Annotated in this window: 10 protein-coding genes; 3 read left to right on the forward strand and 7 right to left on the reverse strand. The window is 65.4% G+C overall.

The features are described from left to right. Nucleotides 1–705 precede the first annotated feature (705 nt). The gene (locus tag Poly30_RS28840; RefSeq protein ID WP_419190562.1) at nt 706–927 is read left to right on the forward strand and encodes a LytTR family DNA-binding domain-containing protein; all 222 of its coding nucleotides are present in this window, start codon (nt 706–708) and stop codon (nt 925–927) included. Between the two features lie 156 nt (nt 928–1,083). After that, entirely contained in the window at nt 1,084–2,706 is a 1,623-nt protein-coding gene (locus Poly30_RS23550) for an SBBP repeat-containing protein (RefSeq protein WP_145203314.1), read from the forward strand. A gap of 46 nt (nt 2,707–2,752) precedes the next feature. Here the strand turns inward: Poly30_RS23550 and Poly30_RS23555 are convergent, their stop codons facing one another. The 6 genes from Poly30_RS23555 to Poly30_RS28845 all read right to left on the reverse strand — a co-directional run bounded on the left by Poly30_RS23555 (nt 2,753) and on the right by Poly30_RS28845 (nt 7,244). Beyond that, entirely contained in the window at nt 2,753–3,151 is a 399-nt protein-coding gene (locus Poly30_RS23555) for a hypothetical protein (RefSeq protein ID WP_145203317.1), read from the reverse strand. Between the two features lie 97 nt (nt 3,152–3,248). Next, a complete protein-coding gene (locus Poly30_RS23560) occupies nt 3,249–4,259 on the reverse strand; it encodes a hypothetical protein (protein WP_145203320.1) in 1,011 nt (336 codons plus the stop codon). A 48-nt stretch (nt 4,260–4,307) separates the two neighbouring features. Then, nucleotides 4,308–4,592, reverse strand: coding sequence for a CPCC family cysteine-rich protein (locus tag Poly30_RS23565; RefSeq protein WP_145203323.1), 285 nt, complete (start codon nt 4,590–4,592; stop codon nt 4,308–4,310). 9 nt (nt 4,593–4,601) lie between these two features. After that, nucleotides 4,602–5,711, reverse strand: a complete 1,110-nt coding sequence (locus Poly30_RS23570; RefSeq protein ID WP_145203326.1) for a sulfotransferase family protein — start codon at nt 5,709–5,711, stop codon at nt 4,602–4,604. 250 nt (nt 5,712–5,961) lie between these two features. After that, a complete protein-coding gene (locus tag Poly30_RS23575; RefSeq protein ID WP_419190563.1) occupies nt 5,962–6,756 on the reverse strand; it encodes a transposase in 795 nt (264 codons plus the stop codon). An 11-nt stretch (nt 6,757–6,767) separates the two neighbouring features. Next, nucleotides 6,768–7,244 carry an IS110 family transposase gene (locus Poly30_RS28845; protein ID WP_419190564.1) on the reverse strand — a complete coding sequence of 159 codons (477 nt, stop codon included), beginning with the start codon at nt 7,242–7,244 and terminating at the stop codon, nt 6,768–6,770. 859 nt (nt 7,245–8,103) lie between these two features. On the opposite strand from Poly30_RS28845, the gene Poly30_RS23585 reads away from it, so the two are divergent. After that, nucleotides 8,104–10,431 (forward strand): hypothetical protein, encoded by a 2,328-nt coding sequence (locus tag Poly30_RS23585; RefSeq protein ID WP_419190565.1) that lies wholly within the window; start codon nt 8,104–8,106, stop codon nt 10,429–10,431. 12 nt (nt 10,432–10,443) lie between these two features. Here the strand turns inward: Poly30_RS23585 and Poly30_RS23590 are convergent, their stop codons facing one another. Then, a complete protein-coding gene (locus tag Poly30_RS23590) occupies nt 10,444–10,746 on the reverse strand; it encodes a hypothetical protein (protein ID WP_145203338.1) in 303 nt (100 codons plus the stop codon). Nucleotides 10,747–10,850 lie beyond the last annotated feature (104 nt).

The raw sequence follows: 10,850 nt of genomic DNA on the forward strand, positions 1-10,850 counted from the left end.
TATGGGGCCTCTGGAGCCGCCGAAGAGTCAGAGGTACATTCGCTGGGCAAATCTCTTGGAGAGGGTGTCTTCAGAGGATGTTCTCCGCTGCCCGCGCTGCCGCGGGCGTCGGCGCATGATCTCGGTAATCACGGACCCGCAGACAGCGCGGAAGGTCTTGGAGGTGGTGAGAGCGGCGGCGAGGAGATCATCCGATTCGCCCGGTAGGGGAGACCCGTCATCGCCAGGGCCGAGCCGTTCCCCACCGGCAGAGCCCGAGTTCCGAATACCGATGCCGCCTCGGCAGGGGCGGCTGGACTTCGGGAAGTAGGGCGGAGCGAAGCGGCGCGCGGGCTATCGGGCTCGGTGAAATGAGATCAGCCAGCACTCCTGGGGAGGGTGCTGGCTGCAGGCCGTGGTGAAGCGAACCGGTGGTGCCGTTCGAAGGGGGTGAAATCGGGCGAGTTCGGCTCAGCGAAGAGCCCGATCGCCGCTCGGACGCTCCCGCGTGGCCCGCGAGGATGGGGGCAGCGAAGAATCGGGCCCCAGGCTACGATGGTGGCTGTCGTGACACCCCGCTTGGAAGTCCGACCCGTTCAGCGAGTGAGACTAGGCAAAGAGCGCTGTGGTCGTCGGCGCAGAGCGCGTAAGGATTGGGAACGGCAGTGCCCCGCTTTGGGTCATCCCCGAGTCGATCCTCTGGGTGGAGTCTGCGGGCTAGTGCACATGCGCCGGCGGACCGCCCATGTCCGGGCGGGGATCGGCCAGGTAGAAGAACAGCTCGCGCCCAGCGGCTTCGTGCGTGTCCACCGCGGCGCGCTCGCTAATTCGAACTCCGCGGAAGCGCTACAGGTGAACGCAGGGGAGTATTCACTTCGGCTGCAGAACGGGAGTTCGGTGCCCGTGAGCCGCCGGCGCCTAGACCGGGTACGCGCAGCTCTTGGGTAAAGGCGGCACCGTACCGCCGCTGCCGGAGCGTCTTGCCAGGTAAGCGCACCCGCCATAAAGTGGAGTGTGGCCGCCTCCTTTGCTCTGGCTCGCACCAGCTTGGAGGGACTCGTTGGCCAAGAACTCTTCCCAGCCCCGTCCGCCCCGCGAATCCCCATGCGCTTCCACGTCATCTTCAGCGCCGCGCTCTCGCTCCTCGCAGCGACCCCCGCAGCATCGCAGTCCCCAGATTTTGTCTGGACGAGTACTAAGACCCTCTCGCCAGCCTACGACACAGGGCGCGACATCCTTCCAACAGCCGACGGTGGGTACTTCCTTCAGGGCTTCGCCACGATCGACAATTATCCAAGGACCATCATCCTGCGCTACGACGCGGATCACCAGGAACAATGGCGCCAGTCCTACGGTGGGCCAGCCCTGACGATGTGGGTCTCCGACTTTTGTTCGGATGGAGCAGACGGACTTCTGATGGCGGGAGTCATCGACGGGGCCGGCTATGCCGATCCTCCACTTGGCGGCGCCGATGGCATCGTGATTCGACTGGACCCCCAAGGCAATGCACTCTGGTCCCGTCGGATCGGTGGCACTGGATCAGATCGAGCCTACGGGATCGTAGAAGACGGGTCCGGAGGCGCGCTCGTGGTAGGCACCACGAACACTCCGTCTGGTTTCGGTGGTCTTCCCCACGGTCCCCTCGACATGTTCGTGACTCGCTACGACGCCAACGGCAACCAGATCTGGGTCGCAAGGGACGGCATGCTGGGCCGATTAGAGTCGCTCGAGGACGTCACACCGGACGGCTCTGGCGGTTACTTCTGCGTTGGCGGTTCGCACACGTCCGCCATGATGAGTTGGGACCCTGCGGGCATCCTTGCCCGCGTCGACTCGAATGGCGTATTCCAGTGGGTGGAGCGCGCGCTGCCCGACATTGAACTCCGCGGTGCAAGCGCTGACGGCGCTGGTGGTGTCGTGGCGGTGGGCACTGATTACCTAGATGACCGAGGCCTCCTCGTACGCGCGGACGGCAACGGCACCGTCCAATGGACGACGCCCCTCGTCGCGATTGGGTCCTTCGTGAACGCGTGGGAAGTCGAGCGACTTTACGACGGCTCGTTCCTCACCGCAGGGTTCGCCCGCGATACGGGCCCGCAGGCGCACCAGACGGCTCACTTGCTCGTCCGCTTCGACCTGCAGGGGGCTCGCGTCGCCCAGTACGTCGTTGATCCGTCCACCACCGAATTCTCCGCGCTCTACGGCCTGGCCCTCGACGGTGCAGGCAGCGGCTACATCACCGGTTACGTGCCAGCAGGCGCTGGAGTGCACGACACGTTCATGGCGCGCTTTGCGATCGACCCACTCGGACTGACGGGCTGCACCGGCCAGCCAAACTCCACGGGCGTTGGCGGACGAACGCAAGTCCTAGGGACCCCCTCGCTAGCCGACAACACCGCGACGGTCTTCGCGACCGACCTCCCTCCGAGCACGCTAGGCTTCTTCATTGCCAGCACGACGACTGGATTCGTCCCCAACGCAAGCGGAGGCCAAGGAACCCTCTGCATGGGCGGCGCCATCGGCCGTTTCGCGCGCGCTGGCGAGGTCCTCGTCTCTGGCACCGACGGCCGCATGCACCTCGAACTCGACCTCGGCGACTTCCCCACACCGACGGGCAACACCGCCGTCGTGGCGGGAGAGACCTGGCACTTCCAAGCCTGGCACCGCGACGCCAACCCCACGTCCACGACGAACTTCTCGGGGTCGGTGGCCGTCACCTGGAACTGATGCTGGGTAGCCGCGGCGTGCGCGACAACTGACAGTTTCGCAACACCTACACCGTGAGCGGTACCAACCCGTAGCCGATTTCGCCACTCAGCTCATCGGGCCTGAATGGCACTTGCCCGAAGGAACGCGCCTCGCCCATGGTGATGTGCCATCCAGGCAACCCACCATGCGACTGAGTGGCGGAATCAGCTACGGGTCGGTACCGATCAGGGCGCTCCATGGCCACCGTGAGCGCTCCTATCGCATCGAGGAGCTCCTGCGTTCCCACGGAACTGGCACCTTCCACGGGAAGAAAGACAGGCGCAGCCTCTTGGTTGTTTCCAGCCGCTCCGCCGAGGGCGAAGAAGAGAACCAGGAACGTCGCGAGACCAGCGGTGATTCCCGCGACAAGGCTGACGAGCAGAAGCGAAAGCAGGGGGCTTCCTGCTGAAGTTGAGTTTCGCATGGCGGCAACGCTACCAGACCCGCCAGGCGACGTCTTTGCGGTCGTCCGCGCCGCTACCGCTACCGCTACCGTGTCGCTTCTCCGTTCGGCCAGACAGCTACTTGAACGTCACGGCCAGGGACGACGAGAAGTTGGTCGGGAACCCAAGGGGTAGGCTCGGGTTGTCTCTATGCCATGCCTGGAAGTAACGCGTCTCTCCCGGCGCGATGGACTCGGAGCCGAGTGGGGTGGGAAGATTCGTGAGGTCCAGGGCAAGGCTGAGCACCCCGCCGGGCCCTGAGTTCTGCACTTCGCCCGGGCCGACGAAACGGCCGACTGGACCGCTCACGCAGAGGAAGCCAAGGAAGCCGCCGGGGTTGAGCACGAAGCCGTTGCTCGGCGCCACGAGGAAGAAGCCGAACGTGTTCGCCGGGAGCCGATCGGCGCTGAGGGTGAAGCTGTTGTCGGTGACCGCGCGACTCCCGATCCCGAGCAGACGTCCGGGGAGTCCGCTGGAGTTGGGAAAACCCGGACAGCCAGCCTCTCCGCTGAGATCAAGCTCCAGCGCGTCCACTTCGATGAGAGCGAGCAGCTGGTCGGACACGTCGATCACGCTGATAGTGGCCGTCAAACCGAGCGCCAGACTCGCCTCGATCCGCGTGGGCAGGAGGCCGATCTCAGGAGAAGACCACGCGTCTCCCTGGGCGTCGATGACCGACAGGACCACGCGTGAATCGCCCGGCGGAAGGCCCGAGGTGAGCTGCAAGGACTGCTCAAAGGAGATCGAGTCCGGTTGCCCCATCACTCCGTTGACGATGGTGAGCGGCGTCAGCGTAGAGGTGACTGCGCTTGAAAGCAGCCAGCCAAAACCAGCGTCGATTCGGTTGACCCCAGGGAGCGTGTCGTAGGCAAGACCCTGGGCACCCACCTGGGTCGGCGCGGTGGAGAGGTCGACTCCCAGGGCGCCCGAGACCACCACACCCGTGGCGAAAGGGCTGTTGAACGGGAGGGAAGGCTCCGTCCAGACGACCTCGCCGATGACCGACAGCCGGCCGCTCTGGGGCAGCGTCTGGGCAGAAACCGGGAAGGCGGGGGGAGTGAGCGCGAGCAGAGAAAGAAGCGTGAGCATGGAAGGCATTGAGCAAGGATGAAAGATCGGCGCGACGTCCATGGCGGTTCAGAAGTACGTTGCGCGCTGTTCCCGCCGCAGGCCATAGCGTGCCTCAGCGCTCGCCACGAGCGAGACGGCGGCAGCATCGGCGGCGCCGAAGCGCTCGAAATTCTGGCGCGCGGTTCGCAACGTGATGTGGTTCGGGCCCGACACCGTGTCCAGGGCGTCGAGGTCCTGGCCGTCGTCCTCCCAGTAGCAGACGGGGCAGATCTCGAACCCACCCCTCTCCTGCAGCGCATAGTAGTCGCAGCAGGGGCACTGGGCGGATCCTTCCTGTATTCGTGCCGTCATGCGAACGCGTCAGTCGGCGCTATCGATGACGCCATACTCGGCGAGAGCGCGCTCCATGGGCTTCAGGTGCGCTTCGTAGCGCTTCCAGCGCCCGACGGACGAGCTGTAGAGCGGCTGGCGCACCTGGGTCGCGCTCGCCGAGTTGACGCGTCGTTCGGTGTTGTGGAAGTCGAGGCAGCGGTCGCTCCAGGGAAGACCCAGGAATTCGAGCAGCTTGCGCGTCTCGCCCTCGAGGTCCGTGACCATCGACTCGTACTTGACCTCGTGGATCGCCCCGGGCATCACGGACTTCCAGTGGTCCATGAGGCGCGTGGACTCGAATATCATCGCCGCGATCTCCTTGAAGTCGTAGACGAAGGGCACCTCGGACGTGAAGAGCGTGGTGTAGCAGCCGAACGCGTTGTCGAGGGGGTCCCGCGTCGCATGGATGATGCGCGCGTTCGGGAGCGCGCGGTGCAGCGTTCCCAGGTGGATGTAGTTCGTCAGGAATTTATCGACGACGCGGTCCGCTTCGGGCGCGCGCTTCTTCAGCGACAGCGCGTACGCGCGGCCGATGGTGGCGAGGTCGTCGTCGCCGAGGAGACTCAAGGAGCGCATCCGGAACTTTGGATCGTCGATGAACGGGTCGAGGGCGCGCGGGAGGTCGGGGACCTCGCCGACGCCTTCGACGTCGGGGTGGCTCGCGAGGACCTGATCGATGAGCGTCGAGCCCGAGCGCGGCATGCCGACGACCAGGATCGGAGCGTCCCCGGGTGCGCCCGCGGCCGGGCCCTGGCCGATGAGCTCGGCCGACTGGAGCTCGATGGTCTCGTCGATGAGACGCCGAAGGTCGGTTGCGCTGAACCGGAGGGTCCCGCGGCGGGCGCGGTTGCCGCGCTCGAAGTGAGTGAACGCGTCGTCGGTCTGCCCGACCTGGTCGAGCGCCCGAGCGATGGCGAAGTAGATGGCGGCGCGCTGGGGGTTGTTGCGCGGCATGCGCTTCAGGAGATCGCGCATCTGGGCGAGGTCCGGATCGTCCGCGCTGGTGAATGTCTTGAGTCCCGCGAGGTGCCGCCAGGCGTCCGCGTAGTCCGGTGCCAGCTCGACGGCGCGGCGGAAGCTGACGGATAGGACTTCCAAGCGGGGTGTCGACACGCCAGTCACCGTAGCCTGAGGCCCGATTCTTTGCTATCCCCATCCTCACCGGCCACTCGGGAGCGCCCGAGCGGCCATCGGCCTCTTCGGTGAGCGGAACTCGCCCGATTTCCCCCTCTCCGAACGGCACCGCTGGATCGCTTCACCACGACCTGCAGCCAGCACCCTTCCCAAGGCGCTGGCTGTTGTTGTTTCATCGAGCACGATCGCCCGCGCGCCGCTCTTCCGCAGCGCCCTACTTCCCGAAGTCCAACCGCCCCTGCCGTGGCGGCATCGGTATTCGGACCTCGGGCTCTGCCGGTGGGGAACGGCTCGGCCCTGGCGACGACGGGTCTCTCCCACCCAGCGAATCGGATGACCTCCTCGCCGCCGCTCTCACGCCCTCCAGCACCTTCCGCGCTGTCTCCGGATCTGTGATCACGGAGATCATGTGCCTGCGCCCGCGGCAGCGCGGGCGCTTGAGAACATCTTCCGAAAACACCCGCTTCAGAAGATCTGCCCAGCGGATGTATCTCTGGTCCTTCGACCGCTCCTCCGCACTCTTCGAGCCGTCTTCATCGGCGACGTCCACATCCTTCGGCTCCTTCCGAACCACGGGACGCGGCACCACCAGATCACGCAATGATGAGGCCGGGGCCAGCACTCCCTGATACGTCAGCTGATGCTCGCGCGGATGCGGCGCGAGCGCCGCCAGTCGAGCCATGAACTGGTACGGCGTCATGACGAAGCCCTTGGTCCCATCACGCCAGGCCTTGCGCAGCAGCCACGAGACCATCCCATCGGGACGGACATCGAAGCGTTCCAGACTGATGGCGGGTCTTGTCACGTAGCGGCAGAGCTTCTCCAGTTGCGCCCGCTGACCCTTCCGGATCAGCGCACGCAACGAGAACCCGTCAGCGTTCACCACCAGTGGAGGCGGCACGTACTGACTCCCCCAACCCGACGACTGGAACGCAAGGCCGAGATCAGGGTCGATTAGGCGCTTCAGCGGCTGCCCAGCACCAGGGCCGAAAGGTACCAGCGACTTCACCGAGGCAGCCTTCAGGGCCGGAAAGAACGCATCATCGCGCGCGTCGCCAAAATCGAGAAGCGGCTGCTCATCAGCGCCCGCGTCCGACGAGCCTGGTTGAGGTCGGCGCGCGCCGAGCGGTCGCGGTGCTGGATCGGGTGCAGGAGCTTCAGGTCGAGGCGTGCAACGCGAGCGAGCTGCTCGGCATCGACTGCATCGCACTTCGAGTCGTTCTCGTAGATCATCCGCAGCTTGCGCGGGTTGGCGACGATCACATCGTGGCCGAGCTCCTTGAGTAGCTCAGCGACCCAGCAGGACTGACCGCCAGCCTCGATGGCGATGCGCAGTGACTCACCCTGCTCGAAGCGGCGCCGCATCGCAGCCATTGTCGTCGGCACTTCCGCCCGCTCGAGGACCTCCCCGTCGCCGGAGAGGACGCAGATGTGGCTCTTCTTGTCTCCGAGGTCGATTCCGATGGTCGTCTTGTCGGTCATGGTAGATTGAGTCATGGTCAGCCTCCTTGTTGGGCCTCGAGCCCGTTTGATGTTTAGGGTCCCTTCAGGGTAACCCGAGCCGGAGGCTGGCCTTCTCATCCCACCTATCCGTTGGCGATGAACGCGGAGATTCGCCGAGAGGTCACGCGGACGCACATTCGCGCGGTCTCTGCCTCCTCCAGACGCCGTGGACAAGTGACTCTGGATCGTAAGCAACAAAAAGTGCAAGGCGACCCAGTGAGCGACCCAAAGGGAGCCGCACCTTCCGTGCCTGAATCCCCGGTCTCGCTCGACGTCGGAGACGTGAACTCGACGCAGCGTTCTGAATCCTCGTTGGGGCCAAATGTTCACTTCCACTCGCTCTACCTGGACGGTGTGTACGTCACGCCGGTGCTTGTCAACGAATCTGAGACAGCACCGAGAGGAATTCTGTGTGCGACGGGGCGCTCTTGCGACCTTGGGCGCAGGGTCCCGTGGACGCAGCGTGGGAATACTTCGGCGCGACGCCGGGTCCTGGAGAGATTCTAGGGTGCACCGGGTTTCGTCGATCGGATCGATGTTGCCCGAGTGGGGCGGAGTCGGCTTCGCCGATGGGGACCTTGGAAGCCATGGGGATGAGGAGCCGGAATCGCTTTCGCCCGTCGACGGGCGAGGTGGGATGGCGCACTTGGGGCTCCCTTGAAGGCCGGTGGAAGCCACGGCGGACCAGGGCTCGCCTTCAACTTCGGGAAAATGCGCGGATTCCCTGGGGTGGACTTTGGGTCGCTTGCGTTGGAAGCAGCATCCCCTGAAGTCGAGGCCGTCGGTGCTTGTCGAGCCGCTTTTCCGGGGTGGCTGTTCGTTCCTTCGTGTCCCCGAGCCTCCGTAACACCCCATGGTTCCTTCGCTTCTTCGCGCATCAATGTACGTGTGTGTGGCCCCCGTCCTGCTTCTGGCCGGGGCGTCCGCTGCGGCCCAATCCTCCGTCACCCACACGCCTGCGGACGCGCTGCCCAACGTGCGCTCGGAGCCTGTCGCCCAGGTTCAGTACGTCGAGGACGAAGGCCGCCTCTGGGCGCGCGGCGCGACTTACAAGGCCAGCGCGGGCAGCGATGGGTTCACCTATTTTCCCTATCTGGGAAGCCGGGCGGCGCGCAACTATCCCGTTCAGTTCCGACTGCGCTCGGCGCGGCTCGACGGCCAGCCGCTCTCCTTGACCGAGGACGCGCGGGTGAAGCGCGACGGCGACCGTATCGTTCTCGACCGCGGGGCCGTGCGTGGGATCTACGACCTGTCGCTCGATTCGGTCGAGCAGAGCTTTGCAGTCGATGCGGCTGGAAGTCACGGCGCGCTGGTCCTGACCCTCGATGTCGACACCGACCTGGCGGCAGAGGCCGCGGGCGGCGGCTTCGAATGGATCGGGCCTGAGGGAGGCGTCGCGTACGGCGCCGCCACGGTGCTCGACGCAAGTGGCCGCACGGCGCCGGCTCCCATGACCCTGCGGGACGGGCAGCTCGAAGTGACCGTGGCGGCGGAGTTCCTGGCCTCTGCGGTGGGCGAGATCGTCATCGATCCCGTCATCCGCACCTTCCTGGTGGGCGCTGGCTCGGCGACCGAGCTAGAGCCCGACGTGGCCTACGACGCCACCACCGAGCGATTCATGTACGTGTACGAGGTCTTCTTCTCCTCGACCGACACGGACATCTTCTACCGAACCTTCGACGTCGACGGCGTTCAGGACGACACCGGCTGGCTGTTCCTCTCGAACACCACCACCGAGGATCCGGAGGTCGCGAACCTGAACGCGGCGAACAAGTGCTACTGCGTTTGCACCGGCCGTCTGGGGTCGACCCGCATCCTGCAGGGTCGCATGCGGGACATGGTGACCGGAGTTCTCGACCCGATCTTCCCGGTCGACCAGTCCTTCACCGGCGCATGGGATGCGTTCGGTGCTGACATTGGCGGCAACGGCACCTCAAATCCCGCGGGCACCTTCCTGATCGGCTGGACCCGTGAGTTCGCCGCTGGATTCAGTCGTCCTGTCTTCCGCACCGTGTCCTCCACGGGCTTCCTCGGCCCGATCTTCGAGGTGGAGACGTCGAATTCGAGCCTGATGGACCAGGTAGCGATCTCGAAGAGCGTCGGCGACGGCGGCGCCGTGGATCGCTGGAACGTCGCCTACCGCCAGGAGTCCCTCACGACCGGCGATGTCGAACTCCGCGGCGTTCAGATCTCCGGCAACGGATCCATTCTGAGCCAACCCAACACGCTCCACTCCTTCCCGAGCGGCATCGACTGCGTGGACATCGATGTGTCCGATGCGATCGTCAAGCCTGGCATCGACCCCACCTACGTCGTCGTCTACGACGAGGTCTCCTCTGCGGACACCGACATCTGGATCCTTGCCTGTCGCAACAACGTCAGGCGGAACAGAGTGCACCTGCAGGCGCTCGAGCACGGCCAGATCGAACGCACTCAGATCGAACCGCGCGTCACCACCACCCGCGATGAATTCGTGGTGTCCTATCTGGAGCGCGAAGCCACCGGGCTCGGTTTCTCCGTCTATCTGACGAGCCTCGACCTCGTGGAGGACGAGCAGTTCGCCATCTCGGAGAACCGGACCCTGGTCGGCTCGACCGGAGCCCTGTGGTCGGGCGGCTGCGCGATGGTCTCGCGGTTCGCGGGCGGCCTGGTGTCGAGTCGCTTCCTTGGTCTCGCCTGGGCCGAGTTCGGACCCGCCAGCGGCGCTATGGGCTGGGACATCAATGGCGCGATCTACGCGGTGGGCGGCCCTGACGCCGTGGGGATCCAGAACCCCACCTGTATCGGAACGGTCAACAGCTCGGGCGAACGAGCCTTCATGGCCGCCTATGGAGACGCATCGATCGATCAACCGAAGACGCTCGTCGCCACCCGTCTTCCGGCGGACTCTTTTGGCTATTTCGCTGTGGGGAGCATGGCGGCGAACGTTCCCGGAGCCGGCGGAAGTCAGGGCACCCTCTGCATCGCTGGCGCAGTCGGCCGCTACTCCAACTTCGTGGCCAGCAGCGGTCCCGAGGGTCGGATCGCTCTCGTCATCAACCCGACGAGCCTGCCAACCCCGTCAGGGTCCGAGGCCGTCATGTCAGGCACGATTCGTTTCTTCCAGCTCTGGACGCGCGACTCTTTCCAGGGCACGCCGACCTCGAACTTCACCAACTCGGTCGCGGTCGTTTTCCGCTAAGTTGCGTCGCGTTCAATAGCCCATGCTCGCCAGGGATTGCACCGACGCAGCCTTCAGGCCCGGAAAGAAGTCGCTCTTGCGCGCGTCGCCGAAGTCGAGGAGTGGCTGCTCCAACTGGACCGCGTCTTCGAACTCACCTCGGGGGTCGTCGCCTACGCGCGGCGGATGTCCGAGCGCGAGCGGGTCGAGGCCGTGGCGCTCCACGGCGCGTCGAATGCGTGCGATGGCGTCATCGTGTACGCGCTGGACCTCGTCCGTCGTGATCGGGCCTGCAGGCAGGAGAACACAGGGCGACTCCCTCGCGGACGGATACATCCGCCATGGGGAAGCGGTGCGGCCGGCTCGCTCCATCGGGGTCCGTAACGATGACTTCGAATCCGGCGCGCCTCTAATCGAGCTTGGACGGAGCGCAGGTGATG

It is taken from the genome of Saltatorellus ferox, from assembly GCA_007751475.1.
In the GTDB taxonomy this organism is placed as follows: Bacteria; Planctomycetota; UBA1135; order UBA1135.

Bases quoted from the DNA above. Each gene is read 5' to 3' on its own strand.
- Poly30_RS23555 (WP_145203317.1), bottom strand. From the start codon at position 3,151: ATGCGAAACTCAACTTCAGCAGGAAGCCCCCTGCTTTCGCTTCTGCTC.
- Poly30_RS28845 (WP_419190564.1), bottom strand. From the start codon at position 7,244: ATGACTCAATCTACCATGACCGACAAGACGACCATCGGAATCGACCTC.
- Poly30_RS23565 (WP_145203323.1), bottom strand. From the start codon at position 4,592: ATGACGGCACGAATACAGGAAGGATCCGCCCAGTGCCCCTGCTGCGAC.
- Poly30_RS23550 (WP_145203314.1), top strand. From the start codon at position 1,084: ATGCGCTTCCACGTCATCTTCAGCGCCGCGCTCTCGCTCCTCGCAGCG.
- Poly30_RS28840 (WP_419190562.1), top strand. From the start codon at position 706: ATGCGCCGGCGGACCGCCCATGTCCGGGCGGGGATCGGCCAGGTAGAA.
- Poly30_RS23585 (WP_419190565.1), top strand. From the start codon at position 8,104: ATGGTTCCTTCGCTTCTTCGCGCATCAATGTACGTGTGTGTGGCCCCC.
- Poly30_RS23560 (WP_145203320.1), bottom strand. From the start codon at position 4,259: ATGCTCACGCTTCTTTCTCTGCTCGCGCTCACTCCCCCCGCCTTCCCG.
- Poly30_RS23590 (WP_145203338.1), bottom strand. From the start codon at position 10,746: ATGTATCCGTCCGCGAGGGAGTCGCCCTGTGTTCTCCTGCCTGCAGGC.